General features: G+C 69.5%; 18 protein-coding genes. 10 read left to right on the plus strand and 8 right to left on the minus strand.

All coding sequences use genetic code 11. The features are described from left to right. The first annotated feature begins 119 nt into the window (after window positions 1-119). Window positions 120-656: a DinB family protein gene (locus tag ACZ7M2_RS47280; protein WP_471600535.1), complete on the plus strand. Its 537-nt coding sequence runs from the start codon at window positions 120-122 to the stop codon at window positions 654-656. 36 nt (window positions 657-692) lie between these two features. After that, window positions 693-1,334, plus strand: a complete 642-nt coding sequence (locus tag ACZ7M2_RS47285) for a PadR family transcriptional regulator (protein WP_471600536.1) — start codon at window positions 693-695, stop codon at window positions 1,332-1,334. 23 nt (window positions 1,335-1,357) lie between these two features. Here the strand turns inward: ACZ7M2_RS47285 and ACZ7M2_RS47290 are convergent, their stop codons facing one another. Next, window positions 1,358-2,764, minus strand: coding sequence for a glutamate decarboxylase (locus ACZ7M2_RS47290; RefSeq protein WP_471600537.1), 1,407 nt, complete (start codon window positions 2,762-2,764; stop codon window positions 1,358-1,360). A gap of 113 nt (window positions 2,765-2,877) precedes the next feature. Next, window positions 2,878-4,143 carry an ion channel protein gene (locus ACZ7M2_RS47295; RefSeq protein WP_471600538.1) on the minus strand — a complete coding sequence of 422 codons (1,266 nt, stop codon included), beginning with the start codon at window positions 4,141-4,143 and terminating at the stop codon, window positions 2,878-2,880. Between the two features lie 130 nt (window positions 4,144-4,273). Here ACZ7M2_RS47295 and ACZ7M2_RS47300 point away from each other — a divergent pair, with 130 nt between their 5' ends. Continuing rightward, window positions 4,274-5,041, plus strand: a complete 768-nt coding sequence (locus tag ACZ7M2_RS47300; protein ID WP_471600539.1) for a MerR family transcriptional regulator — start codon at window positions 4,274-4,276, stop codon at window positions 5,039-5,041. A 69-nt stretch (window positions 5,042-5,110) separates the two neighbouring features. On the opposite strand, the gene ACZ7M2_RS47305 is transcribed toward ACZ7M2_RS47300, so the two are convergent. Continuing rightward, window positions 5,111-5,476, minus strand: a complete 366-nt coding sequence (locus ACZ7M2_RS47305; protein WP_471600540.1) for a YbjQ family protein — start codon at window positions 5,474-5,476, stop codon at window positions 5,111-5,113. A gap of 166 nt (window positions 5,477-5,642) precedes the next feature. Here ACZ7M2_RS47305 and ACZ7M2_RS47310 point away from each other — a divergent pair, with 166 nt between their 5' ends. Beyond that, entirely contained in the window at window positions 5,643-6,650 is a 1,008-nt protein-coding gene (locus ACZ7M2_RS47310) for a DedA family protein (protein ID WP_471600541.1), read from the plus strand. A gap of 96 nt (window positions 6,651-6,746) precedes the next feature. Here ACZ7M2_RS47310 and ACZ7M2_RS47315 read toward each other — a convergent pair whose 3' ends face one another. Together ACZ7M2_RS47315 and ACZ7M2_RS47320 are read right to left on the minus strand one after the other, a co-directional pair. After that, a complete protein-coding gene (locus ACZ7M2_RS47315) occupies window positions 6,747-8,387 on the minus strand; it encodes a threonine/serine exporter family protein (RefSeq protein ID WP_352049999.1) in 1,641 nt (546 codons plus the stop codon). A gap of 118 nt (window positions 8,388-8,505) precedes the next feature. Then, window positions 8,506-8,997 carry an inorganic diphosphatase gene (locus ACZ7M2_RS47320; RefSeq protein ID WP_054237475.1) on the minus strand — a complete coding sequence of 164 codons (492 nt, stop codon included), beginning with the start codon at window positions 8,995-8,997 and terminating at the stop codon, window positions 8,506-8,508. 79 nt (window positions 8,998-9,076) lie between these two features. Between ACZ7M2_RS47320 and dacB the strand changes: the two genes are divergently transcribed. From dacB to folE, 6 genes are all read left to right on the plus strand, one after another. Then, entirely contained in the window at window positions 9,077-10,690 is a 1,614-nt protein-coding gene (dacB, locus tag ACZ7M2_RS47325; RefSeq protein WP_471600542.1) for a D-alanyl-D-alanine carboxypeptidase/D-alanyl-D-alanine endopeptidase, read from the plus strand. A gap of 120 nt (window positions 10,691-10,810) precedes the next feature. Beyond that, window positions 10,811-11,935 (plus strand): zinc-dependent metalloprotease, encoded by a 1,125-nt coding sequence (locus ACZ7M2_RS47330; protein WP_470049458.1) that lies wholly within the window; start codon window positions 10,811-10,813, stop codon window positions 11,933-11,935. Window positions 11,936-12,127: 192 nt separating this feature from the next. Further along, on the plus strand, window positions 12,128-13,135 hold the full coding sequence (gene tilS / locus ACZ7M2_RS47335; RefSeq protein ID WP_067373722.1) for a tRNA lysidine(34) synthetase TilS: 1,008 nt from the start codon (window positions 12,128-12,130) through the stop codon (window positions 13,133-13,135). A 158-nt stretch (window positions 13,136-13,293) separates the two neighbouring features. Next, window positions 13,294-13,854, plus strand: coding sequence for a hypoxanthine phosphoribosyltransferase (hpt, locus tag ACZ7M2_RS47340; RefSeq protein ID WP_054237479.1), 561 nt, complete (start codon window positions 13,294-13,296; stop codon window positions 13,852-13,854). Between the two features lie 198 nt (window positions 13,855-14,052). Further along, window positions 14,053-16,080 carry an ATP-dependent zinc metalloprotease FtsH gene (gene ftsH / locus ACZ7M2_RS47345; RefSeq protein ID WP_471600586.1) on the plus strand — a complete coding sequence of 676 codons (2,028 nt, stop codon included), beginning with the start codon at window positions 14,053-14,055 and terminating at the stop codon, window positions 16,078-16,080. Between the two features lie 142 nt (window positions 16,081-16,222). Further along, complete coding sequence (gene folE, locus ACZ7M2_RS47350) at window positions 16,223-16,828, plus strand: GTP cyclohydrolase I FolE (protein WP_054237481.1); 606 nt, start codon at window positions 16,223-16,225, stop codon at window positions 16,826-16,828. Window positions 16,829-16,865: 37 nt separating this feature from the next. Here the strand turns inward: folE and ACZ7M2_RS47355 are convergent, their stop codons facing one another. The 3 genes from ACZ7M2_RS47355 to folB are packed head-to-tail and all read right to left on the minus strand — an operon-like array spanning window position 16,866 to window position 18,378. Continuing rightward, window positions 16,866-17,354: a DUF3180 domain-containing protein gene (locus tag ACZ7M2_RS47355; protein WP_471600543.1), complete on the minus strand. Its 489-nt coding sequence runs from the start codon at window positions 17,352-17,354 to the stop codon at window positions 16,866-16,868. A gap of 56 nt (window positions 17,355-17,410) precedes the next feature. Further along, entirely contained in the window at window positions 17,411-18,022 is a 612-nt protein-coding gene (folK, locus tag ACZ7M2_RS47360) for a 2-amino-4-hydroxy-6-hydroxymethyldihydropteridine diphosphokinase (protein WP_471600544.1), read from the minus strand. Continuing rightward, window positions 18,019-18,378, minus strand: coding sequence for a dihydroneopterin aldolase (gene folB / locus ACZ7M2_RS47365; protein WP_054237484.1), 360 nt, complete (start codon window positions 18,376-18,378; stop codon window positions 18,019-18,021). Before folB ends, folK begins: the two co-directional genes overlap by 4 nt. Between the last annotated feature and the right edge of the window lie 148 nt (window positions 18,379-18,526).

An 18,526-nucleotide genomic window follows, 5' to 3' on the forward strand; every position in this document is an offset into this window, starting at 1 on the left:
TGAGACTCCGCCCGTTCTGAGTCTCTTTGTCGCCACCGGGCCCTTGCGGACAGAAGTTGACCGCAAGGGCCCGTACGTTCGTCGGTGCCAGGCAGGTGGACCGACGAAAGGCGGCGATCGTGGTTACTCACGTTTCGGCAGGGGCTCCCGGCGACGAGCGCGGAGCGCTGCTCTCCTTCCTGGAGGCCGAGCGCGGCGGGATCCGACGAGCCCTGATCGGTCTGACGCCGGAACAGGCCACGAGCCGGCCGAGCGCGAGCGAACTGTCCCTGGCCGGACTGCTCAAGCATGTCGCCGAGACCGAGCAGGGCTGGATCGCCCGCGCCAAGGGCGAGCCGCCGGCCGTCGAGCGGGACGAGTCGACCTGGCACGAGTGCTTCACGCTCGTCCGCGACGAGACCGTCGAGTCGCAGCTCGCGCACTGGGAGAAGGTCGCCGCCGAGACGGAGGCGTTCATCCGCTCGGCATCCAGCCTCGACGAGACCTTCGCACTGCCCGAAGCCCCCTGGTTCCCCCGGGAACGGGTCTCGATGCGCTGGGTGGCACTCCACCTGATCCGCGAGACGGCCCGGCACGCCGGCCACGCCGACATCATCCGCGAGTCCCTGGACGGCGCCACCGCCTTCGAGCTGGTCGCCCGCGCACAGGAAGGTTGACTTCCGCGCCCTCATCTGCCCCATAACCTGGACCCCATGTCAGCGATCCGTCTCCTGGTGCTGGGTGCCGTCCGCCAGCACGGGCGGGCCCACGGCTACCAGGTGCGCAACGACCTCGAGTACTGGGGCGCGCACGAGTGGTCCAACGCCAAGCCCGGCTCGATCTACCACGCGCTCAAGCAGATGGCGAAACAGGGACTGCTGCTGGCCCACGAGATCGCCCCGTCCACGGCGGGCGGCCCGCCGCGCACCGAGTACGAGATCACGGGCCAGGGCACCGACGAGTACTTCACGCTGCTGCGCCGGTCGCTGACCGCGTACGACCAGAAACCGGACATCCTCTCGGCCGCGCTCGGCTTCATGGTCGACCTCCGTCGTGCGGAGACCCTCGCACTCCTCCAGGAGCGGGTGCGCGCCATCGAGGAGTGGCGCGGGTCCGTCACCGGGTACTACACCCCCGAGGACGGCCCCGGGCAGCTCGGCCACATCGGCGAGATCATGAACTTCTGGGTCCACTCCGCCGACTTCGGCGCACAGTGGACCCGGGGCCTGATCGAGCGCATCCAGGGCGGCGCGTACACCTTCGCCGGGGAGGGCGAACCCTTCGTCGGCGTCCTGGTCGACGGCGAGGAGAACCCGTACGCCACGGGAACCCCGCACCCCGGCGACCAGGAGTAGCCACGCCCTCCGCCGGACAGCCCCTAGTGATGGAAGCCCGTCGCCGCCTCCTTGTCCTGGGTCAGTGGGTGCGGCAGCCTGCGCAGTTGGGGCACCAACCGGGTCAGGTCCTCGATGAACAGGTCGGCGAGATCCACCGAGAAGCCGTTGCGGCACACCACACGCAGGACGGACAGGTCCTCCCGGTTGGCCGGGAAGGTGTACGCGGGCACCAGCCAGCCGCTCTCCCGCATGCGCCGGGACACGTCGAAGACGTCGTACGCGGTCACATGGGGTGCCGTGGTGAAAGCGAAGACGGGCAACTCGTCGCCCCGGGTGAGGAGTCGGAAGTCCTCCAGCGCCTCGATCCGCGTGGCGAGCCCGCGGGCCAGGTCCCTGGTCGTCTGCTGCACGGTCCGGAAGCCCTCCCGGCCCAGCCGTAGGAACGTGTAGTACTGCGCCACGACCTGCGCGCCCGGACGGGAGAAGTTGAGGGCGAAGGTCGGCATGTTGCCGCCCAAGTAGTTGACCCGGAAGACGAGCTCCTCGGGCAGCTCGGCGGCGGTCCGCCACAGCGCCCAGCCGACGCCCGGGTAGACCAGTCCGTACTTGTGGCCCGAGGTGTTGATCGAGGACACCCGCGGCAACCTGAAGTCCCAGACCAGGTCCGGGTCGAGGAAGGGCGCGATCATCGCGCCGGACGCGCCGTCGACATGGACGGGGATGTCCAGGCCCGTACGCTCCTGGAGCTGGTCGAGGGCCGCGCACAGCTCGGCGATCGGCTCGTAGGACCCGTCGAAGGTGGAGCCGAGGATGCCGACGACCCCGATCGTGTTCTCGTCGCACAGCTCGGCCGCCGCCTGTGGGTCGAGATGGAACCGGTCGCCCTCCATGGGCACCTGGCGTGCCTCGACCTCCCAGAAGTTGCAGAACTTCTCCCAGCACACCTGGACGTTCACCCCCATCACGAGATTGGGGCGTGCTCCGGGGTAGCGATCCGCGTTCCGCTGCATCCAGCGCCGCTTCAGCGCCATGCCGGCGAGCATGCACGCCTCGCTCGATCCGGTCGTCGAACAGCCGACGGTGGCCGCCGGGTCCGGCGCGTTCCACAAGTCCGCGAGCATCGCCACGCAGCGCCGCTCCAGCTCGGCGGTGCGCGGGTACTCGTCCTTGTCGATCATGTTCTTGTCCCGGCACTCGCCCATCAGCACCCCGGCCTGCGGTTCCATCCAGGTGGTGACGAAGGTGGCGAGGTTCAGCCGCGCGTTCCCGTCCAGCATCAGATCGTCGTGGACGACCTGATACGCGGTGTTGGGTGGCAGCGGCCCCTCCGGAAGCCGGTGCTTGGGCGGGGCCTCGGTCATGCCCCCGACCGGATTCGCCTCCCCGAAGAAGGGGTTGACGGACACCGGTTGCTCGTCGGGCTTCTCGGGACCTAGGTGGAGCGGCATGGGATCTCCCATCGAGTCGGCGGTCCGACGGTCCTGCTGGTTGGTCGGAGTGTCCTACTGGTTGAGCGGATGAGGGGTCCTACTGGTTCATCGGATCGGAGGGGCCTGTCGGTTCACCGGATCGAGCTCCCGTCGGCGCGCAGCTGCATCTGCGGGCGTCCGGTGACGATCAGCCAGGCCGGTACCGAGGCCAGCACCAGCACGGGCAGCACGGCAGGCTGGGCCACCAGGACGGCCGCCGTGAACAGACTGATCCAGCCCTGCCGGGTGACGGCCAGGAGCACACCCAGGACCGCGCACACCACGGCGAGCGTGGGATTCACCCGCGGTACCAACGCGTGCGCGCACAGCCCGAGAGCTACCCCGGCGAACACGGAGGGAAAGATCCGGCCGCCCCGGAAGCCGCACGAGGTGGCGACCAGCAGCGCGGCCAGCTTCACCGCGAACATCAGCGCGAACCGTCCCGCCGACCAGCCCTCCGGGTTCGCCGCGAGGGTCTTCACCTCGTCCAGGCCCTTGAAGAGCGTCAGAGGCCCGCCCAGCGCCCCCAGCAGCCCCAGGACGAGACCGCCCGCGGGAAGCGCCACCATGGGGTGCCTGAGCCGCGAGAAGGCGCCATGGACGTAAGGGAGGGCGCACACCGCGGTCATCCCGATCGCCGCGGCCGCCGAGGCGACCACCAGAGCGCTCAGCAGGTCGCCCCAGTGGGGGCCCGCGTAGGCGGGCAGCGCGAGGTCGAAGCTCGGGTGCTCCAGCAGGGCCATGGTCAGCGCGCCCGTGCCGCCCGCGAGCAGCGGCGGCAGCAGCCGGTCCCAGAGGGCGCCGGTCCCCGGCTGCCCGGCCAGTACCTCGGAGAAGATCAGCGCGGCGGCCACCGGCGTACCGAACAGCGCGCCGATCGTGCCCGCGACCGCCAGGCCCACCCACAGCCCCACGGCGGAGCCCGGGATCACACGGGTGCCGAGCCAGTAGGCGAGGGCCACGTTGACGGCCGTGATCGGATTCTCGGGGCCCAGGCTCACGCCGCCCGCCAGCGTCAGGACGGTGGCGACGAGCAGCCCGGGCAGAACGCGGGGCGGCAGGGGAGCGTCGACCAGGCCCGTGGTCGCAGGATCCGGCCCCGCGTGCCCCGGCACCTTCCACACCACCAGACCCACCGCGATGCCGGTCGCCGTGAGCATCACGACCATCCACAGCACGGAGTAGCGGCCCACGCCCAGTGCGTCCGGAAGGGTCTGCCACAGGACGTCCTCGAAGCGGTCGGCGAGCAGGCTGACGCCCAGCAGGACGAGCGCCGCGGCCACACCGACCACCACGGAGGGCACGATCAACGGCAGCAGACGCCGTAAGGGGGTCGACGTGGACGCATCGGTGCTCACGGCCACACCCTAAGCGGGCAAAAGCCGTGAAACATCCCGAAGGGTGCGCTCCGGCGGCCCGGGAATTCCGGCTTGCACCTCACGTGGCGTGAGGGCTGATGGTGGGACGCGTACCGAGGAAGGAGCGGAAGTGGGCTACTCAGTGGGCCAGGTCGCCGGTTTCGCCGGGGTCACGGTGCGCACCCTGCACCACTACGACGAGATCGGCCTGCTCGTCCCGAGCGAGCGCAACCACGCGGGGCACCGGCGCTACAGCGACGCCGACCTCGACCGGCTGCAACAGATCCTGTTCTACCGGGAGCTGGGCTTCCCGCTCGACGAGGTCGCGGCCCTGCTCGACGACCCGGAGGCGGACCCGCGCGCGCACCTGCGCCGCCAGCACGAACTGCTGACCGCCCGGATCGAGAAGCTGCAGAAGATGGCCGCGGCCGTGGAGCACGCCATGGAGGCACGCACGATGGGCATCAACCTCACGCCCGAGGAGAAGTTCGAGGTCTTCGGGGACAAGGACCCCGAGGAGCACGCGGAGGAGGCCGAACGGCGGTGGGGCGGCACGGCGGAGTACGCCGAGTCGCAGCGCCGCGCCGCCCGCTACACCAAGGACGACTGGCAGCGCATCCAGGCCGAGGTCGCCTCCTGGGGCGAGCGCTACGACGCCCTCATGGAAGCGGGCGAACTCGCGACCGGTGAGCGGGCCATGGACATGGCCGAGGAACACCGGCAGCACATCGGCAAGTGGTACTACGACTGCTCGTACGAGCTCCACGGCTGCCTCGGCGCGATGTACGTGTCCGACGAGCGCTTCAAGGCGTACTACGACTCCATGCGCCCAGGTCTCGCCGAGCACCTCAGGGACGCGATCACGGCGAACGCGGCCCGGCACTCCCAGGAAGCCTGACGGTAGGACGGTAAGGGGCATCCGCAACGGCGGGTGCCCCTTACCGGATTCCGGTTCTGCGGCCCTTTCCTACGCCTTCACCAGGACCACCGCGGTGCCGTACGCGCACACCTCCGTACCCACGTCCGCCGCCTCGGTCACGTCGAACCGCATCATCAGCACGCCGTTCGCCCCTCGCACCCGTGCCTGCTCGACGAGTCGTTCCATGGCCTGGTTGCGGGTCTCCACGAGGGTCTTGGTGAGCCCCTTGAGCTCGCCGCCGATCATCGACTTCAGACCCGCGCCGATCTGGCTGCCCAGGTGCCGGGACCGCACGGTGAGGCCGAAGACCTCGCCGATGACCTGCTGGACGCGGTAGCCGGGCGCGTCGTTCGTCGTCACGACCAGGACGTCCGACTGGGGTCCCTGGCCGCCTCCGTATTCATCGATGCCCATGGTCCACAGCTTTGTCCCAGTGGGCGCACAGTGCATCCTGGGGGCACTGGTGGAACCTGGCACGGACACTGCGCGTTGATAGCTTTGGCCGACAGTACTGATGTACTGCCGTACTGCCGTCCCAGGACCGCCGTACTCTTCCTTCACCCCTCAGGAGCCCGGAACCGTGACGACGCTTGCCCTTGGTCCAAGCTGGCTGGATCCGAACACGCTCCTGGACAACTTCGGCATCTGGGGCCTGCTGCTCGTCGTCTTCGCCGAGTCCGGCCTGCTGATCGGCTTCTTCCTGCCGGGTGACTCGCTGCTGTTCACCTGCGGTCTGCTGATCACGTCGAACCAGCTGGACTTCCCGCTGTGGGGGGCCGTCGCCCTGATCTGCGTCGCCGCGGTCCTGGGCGACCAAGCGGGTTACCTGTTCGGCAAGAAGGTCGGCCCGTCGCTCTTCAGCCGCCCGGACTCCCGCCTCTTCAAGCAGGAGAACGTGGTCAAGGCCAACGAGTTCTTCGAGAAGTACGGGCCCAAGTCCCTGGTCCTCGCCCGCTTCGTGCCCATCGTGCGCACCTTCACCCCGATCATCGCGGGCGTCAGCGGGATGAAGTACCGCTCCTTCATCACCTTCAACATCATCGGTGGTGTCCTGTGGGGCGCGGGCGTCACGCTGCTCGGCTCCTGGCTCGGCAAGATCGACTTCGTCAAGAACAACATCGAGGCGATCCTGATCCTGATCGTCCTCGTCTCGGTGGTCCCGATCGCCATCGAGTTCCTGCGGGCGCGTTCCAAGGCCAAGAAGAACCCGCCGGCGCCGGAGGCCCCCCAGGGCCCGGCCGCCTACCAGCAGCAGCCCATACCCCCCGCCATGGACGACGCGACGCGCCCGCTGCGCATGCACCAGCCGCAGCAGAGCCATGACCCGTACCAGCAGGACCGGCACCAGCAGGATCAGTACGCCCAGGGATACCCGCAGCAGCAGCCCCAGCAGCCGTACGGCAACCAGGACCAGGGCTACTACCAGGACCAGAACTACGGTCAGCACTACGACCCGAACTACGACCCGAACTACGACCAGGGCCAAGGCCAGACCTACCCGCCCCAGCAGCACCCGCAGGGCTACCCGCAGCAGCAGCCGTACGGCAACCAGGACCAGAGCTACCAGCAATACCCGTACGGCAACTGAGCACCCCGAAAGGGGCGCGGGGAACCGCGCGATCAGCCACAACGAACCCGCGGCCGCCACCCGGCACCACGCGTCGGCCCCGTAGGCACCCGGCGCTCAGAACCCCCGTGTTCGCTTCGCGGCCCGGCGCTCCCCGGCGGAGCCTCCCGGCACCCGCAGGAACAGCCGGGAGATCTCCGACCCCAGGTTCACACCGATGGCGATGGCCATGGCGAGCGCCGCGGCCTTGGAGAGCGACACCAGGCCCTTGTCGACGTTGCTCTGGGCGATCGACAGCAGCCCGAAGTAGGTGGCCGACCCTGGGAGCAGGGGCCCTATCGCGGCGGTCGTGTACGGCAGCGCGGACGCGAACCGGTAGCGGGACAGCAGCTGCCCGAAGAGGCCCACCAGGCCCGCCGCGACGGCGGTGGAGGCGACCGGCGAGATACCACCCGGGTAGTGCATCGCCCCGTACACCGACCAGGCGACGCCTCCGTTGAGGGTCACCGCGAGCACGGTGGATCGTTCCTGCTGAAGCAGGACGGCGAAGGTCAGGGACAGCAGCATGGCGGCGGCGATCTGCACCAGGGGCCGCTCGGAGATGCTGAGCGCCTGGTCCGGATTGAGCGCGGCGCCGAACTTCACGCCGAAATAGAGCACGATGAGGACGCCGACGATGATGCCGACGAAGAGGTACATGACCTCCAGAAGGCGCGCGGACGCGGTGATGTAGAAGCCGGTCAGTCCGTCCTGGACACCCGCGACGAGCGCCCGCCCGGGCAGCAGCGCGAACAGTCCACCGGTGATCACCGCGGACGAGTTCGCGTCGACGTGCGCGAGCTGGAGCGCGACACCTATCGCGGCCGGCGGCATCGCGGCCACCGTGAACTGGTAGAACTCCGGCAGCCCGCGCCCCGCGCAGAGCCAGGCCAGCCGGTCGCCCAGCATCGCGCCGAGCGCCGCGGCGACGAACACGATCGCGTCACCGCCCACGAGCACCGAGGCCGCGCCCGCCAGCAGCCCGGTGCAGCCGGTCAGCACCCAGCCGGGATACGGGTGCCGGTTGCGCCGCATCTCCGCGAGGCGCCGGTAGGCCTCCTCCAGGGAGAACGCGGTCTCCGGGTCGCTCAGGTCGTCGACGAGCCGGTAGACGGCCGCGAGCCGCGTGTAGTCGGTGCCCCGGCGGCGTACGGTCCGGGAGGCCGTCACGGGATCGTCCACCAGGGACGGCTGGTGGGAGATGGACAGCAGAGTGAAGGTGACGTTCGGCTCGCAGCGGTCCAGGCCGAACGAACGGCAGACGGCGAACATCGCCGTCTCCACGTCCTCGGCGCCCTCACCGCCCGCGAGCAGCAACTCGCCGATGCGCAACGTCAGGTCGAGCACGCGGGGGACGGCCGGGCCGGCCTCGTCCTCCTTGTGCTGGAGTTCGGGTGCCGGACGCTCGGCCACCGGCATGCGCAGCATCGTGCGCATCCGGTCCTGCCAGGGCACGTCCTTGGTCAGGCTGACCACGGGGATGCCGGTCGCCGGTGTGAAGGCGGGCGGGGCGTGCTTCGCGCTGTAGGTGCGCGGGGTGCTGAACGCCGACCCCTCGGACTCGGTGCCGGCCGTCTCGGGCGGCACGAGCCCCTTGGGGACCGCGAACTCCGATGTGGTCCCCGATTCGTCCTCGACCGCCGATGCCACGCCGTCCGGCTGTGCGAAGGCACTCCTCGCCTCGTCCGACTGCGGTTTCCGGTCCTCCGCCTCCGTCACCCACCACTCCCGCTGTTGCCGACCGTGCACCTCCCGTACGCCCCAGTATGCGCACGGATACGCGAACGGGCCGCGCCACCCCAGGAGGGGTCACGCGGCCCGCGGGGCTCAGGAGGGATCAGTGACCGCCCTGCTCCTTCAAGCGCTTGTAGGAACGCTCGATCTCGGCCTCGGCCTCCGCGCGGCCGACCCAGTTGGCGCCCTCGACGGACTTGCCGGGCTCGAGGTCCTTGTAGACCTCGAAGAAGTGCTGGATCTCCAGGCGGTCGAACTCCGACACGTGGTGGATGTCCCGCAGGTGCTCCACACGCGGGTCGTGCGCCGGGACGCACAGCAGCTTGTCGTCGCCGCCGGCCTCGTCCGTCATACGGAACATGCCGATCGCGCGGCACTGGATGAGGCAGCCCGGGAAGGTCGGCTCGTCCAGGATGACCAGCGCGTCCAGCGGGTCGCCGTCCTCGCCGAGGGTGTTCTCGACGAAGCCGTAGTCGGCCGGGTAGCTGGTCGAGGTGAAGAGTCGACGGTCCAAGCGGATCCGACCGGTCTCGTGGTCCACCTCGTACTTGTTCCGCGAACCCTTCGGAATCTCGATCGTGACGTCGAACTCCACCGGTGGCTCCTCCATGATCAACACATAGTTCTGGTGGTTAAGTGTCCCTCACGCAGGTGTGTGATCGCGAAAGGGGCTGGTGGTCGTGCCAGAGCTGAGGGCTTGGCGGGCCGCGAGACCGCATGTGGTGCGGATCAAGCGGACCGTGCAGCCGCACGTGACGCGGGTCGCGCAGGCCGTGCAGCCGCGTGTGACGAGGGCTGCGCAGTCCGTGCGACCGCATGTGGTGCGGGCTGCTCAAGCCGTGCGGCCGCGTTCCGTGAAGTTCACGACCCCGCGGCTCACAGCCGTCGCCGCCACCGCGGGCCTGGCACTCGCGGCCGGGGCTGTGGCCTTCGCCGGCCCCTGGGACTCCTCCGGTCAGCGTACGGCCGAGCGTGACTGGGCCGCATCGCGAGAAGGGGAGGGTGGCGCAGATCACGGACGTAGTTCCGATACGTCCCCCACGGCGCCGAAGCCCGCGCCCAGCGCCGCCTCCGTGCTGACCGGTCTCGGCGGCTCCGCCGTCTCGGTGCCCGCACCCACCCGGAAGGCCCTCACGAGCACCCTGGACCGGCTCCTGGGCGACCCCGCGCTCGGCGGGCGGCGTACGGCCGTGGTCGTCGACGTGGCGACCGGTGAGCGGCTGTACGGCAAGGGCGCCGACGACGCGCAGACCCCGGCCTCCACCACGAAGATCGCCACCGCGGTCGCCGCGCTCTCCGCGGCGGGCGCCGACCACCGCATCGAGACCCGCGCGGTCCTGGAGCCCGGCACCAAGGAGGTCGTGCTCGTCGGCGGCGGCGACCCCACACTGACCGTCCGCAAGGAGGCGGCGGGCTGGGCGAGCCTGCGCACCCTGGCCGACGAGACGGCGACCGCCCTGAAGGCCCGTCATCTGAGCCAGGTGACGCTCTCGTACGACACCTCGCTCTACACCGGTTCCGCCCTGCACCCCATCGGCACCAACCCCAACCTCGCGCCGGTCAGCGCCCTGATGGTCGACGAGGCCCGCACCGACGACTCGGTCAGCGGCCCGGTCACCCGCGCCGCGGACCCGGCGGCGGACGCGGCCGGGAAGTTCGCGGGGCTGCTGGAGGCCAAGGGCATCAAGACGACGACCCCAGGCCCCTCCAGGGCGACGAACCCCTCCCAGTCCCTCGCCTCGGTCTCCTCGCCGCCACTGTCCGCCCTCATCGAGCGGATGCTGACGAACAGCGACAACGACATCGCGGAGGCCATGGCCCGCCAAGTCGCCCTCGCCACCGGGCGGCCGGCCGACTTCGAGGGCGGCGCGGCGGCGATCGACGCCGAGCTGAAGAAGCTCGGACTCCCGCTGTCCGGAGCGCACTTCACGGACGGCAGCGGTCTGAACCGGGACGACAGACTGACGGCGGACCTGCTCACGGCCCTCCTGGTCAAGGCCGGTGACCCCGCCCACCCCGAACTCCGGCCCATCCTGACCGGTCTGCCGGTCGCGGGCTTCACGGGCACCCTCAGCGACCGTTACGCCGACGACGCGTCCGGCACCGGCCTCGTACGCGCCAAGACCGGCACGCTGACCGGGGTGAACACCCTGGCGGGCACGGTCGTCGACGCCGACGGCCGCCTGCTGGCCTTCGCCTTCCTGGCCTCCGCCACGACCGACCCGTCGGCGGCCCAGTCGGCCCTGGACCGCACGGCCTCGGCACTGGCGGGCTGCGGCTGCCGTTAGGTCCTGCCCGGCCAGGTCCTGGGCACCACTCGTACCACGAGCCCCGTACGCCCCGGAGCACGGGCGCATCCAGCGCCTTACCCCTCACCGCACTTGGACCCGCTCACGTACGGTTGACGCATGACGAGCATCGGTGGTGCCGAGATGGTCGACTGGAATCTCGCGGTGGCGACCGCGACACGGCTTGTGCGGCCTGGCCCCGAGGTGAGCCGTGACGAGGCCCGAGAGGTCGTCGCGGAGCTGCGCCGGCATGCGAAGGCCTCGGAGGAACACGTCCGGGGCTTCACTCGTATGGGCACGGACGACCTCCACGACACCCCCATCCTGGTGGTGGACCGCCCGGGCTGGGTCCGGGCGAACGTCGCGGGGTTCCGGGAGCTCCTGAAGCCCCTGCTGGACAAGATGCAGGAACGGCGGGGGACCACCCCGGGCGGGGCCGTCCTCGGCGCCGTCGGCGGCAAGGTCACCGGCGTGGAGCTGGGCATGCTGCTGTCGTTCCTGTCGTCGCGCGTCCTCGGACAGTACGAGACCTTCGCCCCGGCGACGAGGGAACTCCCGGCGGGTGAGAACGGCGGCGGCAGGCTCCTTCTCGTCGCGCCGAACATCGTCCACGTGGAGCGCGAACTCGACGTGGAGCCCCACGACTTCCGCCTGTGGGTGTGTCTGCACGAGGAGACGCACCGTACGCAGTTCACGGCCGTGCCCTGGCTGCGTGACCACCTGGAGGGCGAAATCCAGTCTTTCTTGGGCGAGACCGAGGTCGACCCCATGACGGTCCTGGAGCGCATCAGGGAGGCGGCCCAGTCGCTCGCGGGCGGCCGTCCCGAGGGCGAGGAGGACGACGGGGGCCGGTCCCTGGTCGAGATCGTGCAGACGCCGGCCCAGCGGGAGATCCTCGGCCGCCTCACCGCCGTGATGTCCCTCCTGGAAGGCCACGCGGACTTCGTGATGGACGGCGTGGGTCCGGACGTGGTCCCGTCCGTGGGCGAGATTCGCGAGAAGTTCCAGCAGCGCCGGGCCAAGGGGGCCTCGCGGCTCGACCTCGCCCTGCGCAAGCTGCTCGGTTTGGATGCCAAACTGAAGCAGTACAGGGACGGTGAGCGGTTCGTGCGCGCGGTCGTCGACCAGGTGGGCATGGACGGCTTCAACCGGGTGTGGACTTCCCCGAACACCCTCCCGACCAAGACGGAGATCGCCAAACCGGCGGACTGGGTCGCGCGGGTGCACCGCAAGACGGAGTCGTGAACCCTACGGCAAGGTCGTGAAACGAATTCGGCCGACGGCAGGTGAACGCCCCTCCAATCACCCGTCCGAGGGACCGTGAGCCAACGGTAGGCGTGCAATGCTCGGGGAACGGCCCGTTTCTGTCACCATCTACACACTCTGTGTGACCAGACTCGGGCTCACCCCCCGAAAACTTCATGAAGGGAACCGGACATGGGTCCCCATCCTGCGGTCGCGGCGATACGCCTGGCGGTCCGCCGCGTACTCCACGACGTCCTCACCGACCACACCCGTCCTCCAGGCGAGTCCTCCCCGCTCGTCCTCGTCGCCTGCTCCGGCGGCGCCGACTCCATGGCGCTCGCCTCGGCTCTCGCCTTCGAAGCCCCCAAACTCGGCATCCGCGCCGGTGGCATCACCGTGGACCACGGTCTGCAGCCCGGCTCCGATCTGCGCGCCGACGACGTCGTCTCCCGCCTCGTCGAGCTCGGCATGACCCCCGTCGAGTCCCTCGCCGTCACCGTGGGCCGCGACGGCGGCCCCGAGGCCGCCGCCCGCGACGCCCGGTACGCCGCCCTGGACGCCGCCGCCGAGCGCCACGGCGCCTCCGCCGTCCTGCTCGGCCACACCCGTGACGACCAGGCCGAGACGGTTCTGCTGGGCCTCGCCCGCGGCTCCGGCATCCGCTCCCTGTCCGGCATGGCCGCGGTCTCGGGGGCCGGCGGCCGTTACCGCCGGCCGTTCCTGCACCTGGACCGGCAGACCGCCCGCAAGGCCTGCATGGTCCAGTCGTTGCCCGTCTGGGACGACCCGCACAACGCCGACCCGGCCTACACCCGCTCCCGGCTGCGCCACGAGGGCCTGCCCGCCCTGGAGAAGGCGCTCGGCAAGGGAGTCGTCGAGGCCCTCGCCAGGACGGCACAGCTGTCCCGTGACGACGCCGACGCCCTCGACGCCTGGGCCCGCCAGGCCGAGGCCTCCGTACGCGACACGGCGGGCCTCCTGGAGTGCGCGAAGCTCTACGCCCTGCCGCCCGCCGTACGCCGCCGTATCCTGCGTCGCGCCGCCATCGAGGCGGGCGCCCCGGCCGGTTCGCTGTTCGCCCGCCACATCGAAGAAGTCGACCGGTTGATCACCGGCTGGCGCGGTCAGGGAGCCATCAATCTCCCGGGCAAAGTCGTCGCTCAGCGACAGGGTGGCAGACTGGTGATTCGGCAAGGCTGAAACCGGACCCTCCATCGGGACCGCTCACGCGGCTCTCCGGGACCCCTGACTCGGGTCGCGGGCGGTCCGGGCGGCCTAGCGAGTGAGCCGAAGGGGAGCGACATCGGCGCCCCGTAGGTGAACGAGCCCGAGAAAAGTGGGACGGACGACCGAAAGTGATGCGGGTGGACGCGAAAGACATGGGCACCGACCTCAAGTCGGTGCTCATCACCAAGGAAGAGATCGACGCCAAGCTGGCTGAGCTGGCTGCGAAGATCGACGCGGAGTACGTGGGCAAGGACCTGCTGATCGTCGGTGTCCTCAAGGGCGCCGTCATGGTCATGGCGGACCTCGCGCGTGCGCTGTCCACCCCCGTCACGATGGACTGGATGGCGGTGTCGTCGTACGGCGCGGGCACCCAGTCCTCGGGTGTGGTGCGGATCCTCAAGGACCTCGACACCGACATCAAGGGCAAGCACGTCCTGATCGTCGAGGACATCATCGACTCCGGGCTGACCCTGTCCTGGCTGATCTCCAACCTCGGCTCCCGCGAGCCGGCCTCCCTCAAGGTGTGCACGCTGCTGCGCAAGCCGGAGGCGGCCAAGGTCGCGATCGATGTGGAGTGGGTCGGCTTCGACATCCCGAACGAGTTCGTGATCGGCTACGGCCTCGACTACGCGGAGAAGTACCGCAACCTCCCGTTCGTCGGTACGCTCGCGCCTCACGTCTACGGCGGCTGAACCTCCGGGTCCCAGTCCTCGTAAGACGATCGGGAACCCCAGCGGGTTTCGCGCCGTTGGAGCATGCGTGGGAGGGATTCCCAGTCGTCCCCTGCAGCTTCGGGTGACAATGCTGGGGTACCGTCCGAAGAACAGTCTTTATAAGTCTTTATCAAACTCACTATGGCAGGAGGGACGGGGCGGCACCGCTCCGTATGGATGGACGTGAAGCGATACTTCCGTGGGCCGGTCATGTGGATCGTGCTGGCCGTCCTTGCCGTGGTCGTGTTGATGCAGGTCGTCGGCTCGTCCGGCGGCTACAAGACAGTGGACACCGGCCAGGTCGTCCAGGCGATCAATGACAACAAGGTCCAACAGGCCAAGCTGACCACCGGTGACGAGCAGGTCATCAAGGTGCAGCTCAAGGATGGCCAGAAGGTCTCCGGCAGCTCCAAGATCCAGGCGAGCTACATCGGTGACCAGGGCGTCAACCTCGCCAACACACTCCAGGACAAGTTCCAGAACAAGCAGATTCCGGACGGCTACACGGTCTCGCCGTCCAAGCAGAACCCGTTCCTCGGCATCCTGCTGTCTCTGCTTCCCTTCGTCCTCATCGTCGTCGTCTTCTTGTTCCTGATGAACCAGATGCAGGGCGGCGGCTCCCGGGTCATGAACTTCGGGAAGTCCAAGGCGAAGCTCATCACCAAGGACACCCCGAAGACGACGTTCTCGGACGTCGCGGGCTCGGACGAGGCGGTCGAGGAGCTCCAGGAGATCAAGGAGTTCCTCCAGGAGCCGGCGAAGTTCCAGGCCGTCGGGGCGAAGATCCCCAAGGGTGTGCTCCTGTACGGGCCTCCTGGAACCGGTAAGACGCTGCTCGCACGCGCTGTCGCGGGCGAGGCGGGCGTCCCCTTCTACTCGATCTCGGGTTCCGACTTCGTCGAGATGTTCGTCGGTGTCGGTGCCTCCCGAGTCCGTGACCTGTTCGAGCAGGCCAAGGCGAACGCTCCGGCGATCGTCTTCGTCGACGAGATCGACGCGGTCGGCCGCCACCGCGGCGCCGGCCTCGGCGGTGGTCACGACGAGCGCGAGCAGACGCTGAACCAGCTGCTCGTCGAGATGGACGGCTTCGACGTGAAGGGCGGTGTGATCCTCATCGCCGCCACGAACCGGCCCGACATCCTCGACCCGGCGCTGCTGCGTCCCGGCCGCTTCGACCGCCAGATCGCGGTCGACCGCCCGGACATGCAGGGCCGTCTGGAGATCCTCAAGGTTCACCAGAAGGGCAAGCCGGTCGCGCAGGACGTCGACCTCTCGGCCGTCGCCCGTCGCACCCCCGGCTTCACGGGTGCCGATCTCGCCAACGTGCTGAACGAGGCCGCGCTTCTGACGGCCCGCAGTGACATGAAGCTGATCGACAACTCCATGCTGGACGAGGCGATCGACCGCGTGGTCGCGGGCCCGCAGAAGCGGACCCGGATCATGTCGGACAAGGAGAAGAAGATCACCGCGTACCACGAGGGCGGCCACGCCCTGGTCGCGGCGGCGTCTCCGAACTCCGACCCGGTCCACAAGATCACGATCCTGTCGCGTGGCCGTGCTCTCGGCTACACGATGGTCCTGCCGGACGAGGACAAGTACTCCACGACGCGCAACGAGATGCTGGACCAGCTGGCCTACATGCTGGGCGGCCGCGCGGCCGAGGAGCTCGTCTTCCACGACCCCACCACGGGCGCTGCGAACGACATCGAGAAGGCCACCGCAACGGCCCGCGCGATGGTCACGCAGTACGGCATGACCGAGCGTCTTGGCGCGATCAAGTTCGGCGGCGACAACACCGAGCCCTTCCTGGGCCGGGAGATGTCGCACCCGCGTGACTACTCGGAAGAGGTCGCCGCGCTCGTCGACGAAGAAGTCAAGAAGCTCATCGAGAACGCGCACAACGAGGCCTGGGAGATCCTGGTCGAGAACCGCGACGTCCTCGACCAGCTGGTGCTCCAGCTGCTGGAGAAGGAGACGCTGAGCAAGGAGCAGATCGCCGAGATCTTCGCTCCGATCCACAAGCGCCCGGCCCGCCCCGCGTGGACCGGCTCCTCCCGGCGCACCCCGTCCACCCGCCCGCCGGTGCTCTCCCCCAAGGAGCTGTCACTGACGAACGGGGCGAACGGATCGACGCCGTCCATCGCCAATGTGACGGAGTCCGTCCCGGCGAAGGAAGTGGCTCCGGAGGACCGACCCGAGAGCTGACCCGGCTCCCGGCGGCCCCACCAGGCCCGGAATGGATGCCGCGCCCCCCAGGTTCTAGCCTGGGGGGCGCGGCATTTTCGCACGACCGCACGTTTTGGACGCGTCGACCAGCACGCGGAAGATCCACAGGAACGAGGACCACATGACCGACCCCGTGACGCTGGACGGCGAAGGTGTGATCGGCGAGTTCGACGAGAAGCGCGCCGAGAACGCCGTACGGGAGCTTCTGATCGCGGTCGGCGAGGACCCGGACCGCGAGGGACTGCGCGAGACGCCCGGGCGGGTCGCCAGGGCGTACAGGGAGATATTCGCGGGGCTGTGGCAGAAGCCCGAGGACGTGCTGACGACCACCTTCGACCTCGGACACGACGAGATGGTGCTCGTGAAGGACATCGAGGTCCTCAGCAGCTGTGAGCACCACCTGGTGCCGTTCGTCGGCGTGGCCCATGTCGGCTACATCCCGTCCACGGACGGCAAGATCACGGGCCTGTCGAAGCTGGCCCGGCTCGTGGACGTCTACGCCCGGCGGCCACAGGTGCAGGAACGTCTCACCACGCAGATCGCCGACTCCCTGATGGAGATCCTGGAGCCGCGCGGGGTGATCGTCGTCGTGGAGTGCGAGCACATGTGCATGTCGATGCGCGGGGTGCGCAAGCCCGGCGCGAAGACCATCACCTCGGCCGTGCGCGGCCAGCTGCGCGATCCCGCCACCCGCAACGAGGCGATGAGCCTGATCATGGCGCGTTAGCGCCCCGGCCCGTACGCCCCGCCGCGCGCCCCGTCCGTCAGGCGACGGGGGCCGCGCCGCCGCGTTCGTTGTCGTCGTCCTCCGGGAGCTTGCAGACGCGCTCCAGGAAGAAGGCGGCCGCTATCACGGCGATGCCGGCGAGGACCGAGAAACCGGCATAGATGGCCTGGTCGCGACGGGCGGGGATGTCCAGGGACTCGAGCAGGAACGCGCCCGTACCGCCGTACATGCCCGACACCAGGGCGGCGACCAGGGCGCTCGCCTGGCCGAAGACGACCGCGCGGGCCGCCATCAGGGGGTCGACGCCCTTGGCGCCGGGGCGGCGTTCACGCTGGGCCTTGAGGCGGGCGCGCAGCGAGAGCGCCGTGGACAGCAGGACGACGGCGATCAGGGCCAGGACGATGGGGGCGGCCAGCGGGACCCGCGGGAGGGTCCCCACCGCGCTCCACAGGCGCGCGCCCGCCCAGGACAGCACACCGGCCACCACGAACACGGCTGCCAGCGTCCTGATGCGCAGCTGTTTCACGTTGTTGTCCCTTTGCCCCTCTTGTAAGCCCGTCTTGGTCGTCCTGACCTTAACGACTACTCGGGCAGCCGGAGTTCCAGGTCGGGCCGGGGCAGGACACCCTCCCGGGTGACGGCGGTGAGCAGGTGGTTCACGGGGCCGCGGCCGGGCAGCTGGGCCTCGGGTTCCACGTCGTGCCAGGGGGCCAGCACGAAGGCCCTTTCGTGGGCGTGCGGGTGAGGGAGGGTCAGGACCGGGTCGCCGGAGACGACATCGGCGTACGCCACGATGTCCACGTCGATCGTGCGCGGGCCCCAGCGCCCGTCCCGTACGCGGTGGAAGGCCTCCTCGATCGCGTGTGCCCGCTCCAGGAGCGAGGACGGCGGGAGGGTGGTCTTGAGGACCACGACCGCGTTGAAATACGTCGGCTGGCTGCCCGGTTCGACGCCCCAGGGATCGGTCTCATAGACGGGGGAGACCGCCTTGACGCGGACGCCAGGGGTGTCCTCCAGGGCGTCGATGGCGCCCTGGAGGGTCTCCAGGCGGTTGCCCAGGTTCGAGCCGAGGGAGAGCACCGCCCGTTTCGGGTTCTGCAGGGTCGTGTCGGCGGCGTCCACCCGCTCGACCACGGAGGCGGGCACCGGCTGTACGGTCGGGTCGCTCTGACCCTCGGTGAAGTAGGCGGTCATACTCGGCTCCGGGTGATCGTGACGGTCACGTCGTCGAAGGGCACCGTGATCGGCGCGTCCGGTTTGTGCACGCAGACCTCGACTTCCTGGACCCCGTCGTGCTTCAGGCAGGTCTGGGCGATGCGCTCGGCGAGGGTCTCGATGAGGTTGACGGGCTCGCCCTCGACGACGGCCACGACCTCCTCCGCCACGATGCCGTAGTGCACGGTCTTCGACAGGTCGTCCTCGGCCGCGGCCGGCCGGGTGTCCAGGCCCAGTGTCAGGTCCACGATGAAGGTCTGGCCTTCCTCGCGTTCCTTCTGGAAGACACCGTGGTGCCCGCGGGCCTTGAGGCCGCGCAGCGCGACACGATCCACGCGAATCACTCCTGCAATCGTCGGTAGCGGCCGATGTCCACCGAGTGCGGTCGGCGCACCGGCTTCAAACGAATCTACCTGCGGGCACTGACAGAGCTCGCCCACGGGGACACGCGCCCACATCATGGGCACGAGGCTTCATCGGGCG

This window comes from Streptomyces sp. NPDC111507 (genome assembly GCF_055638955.1).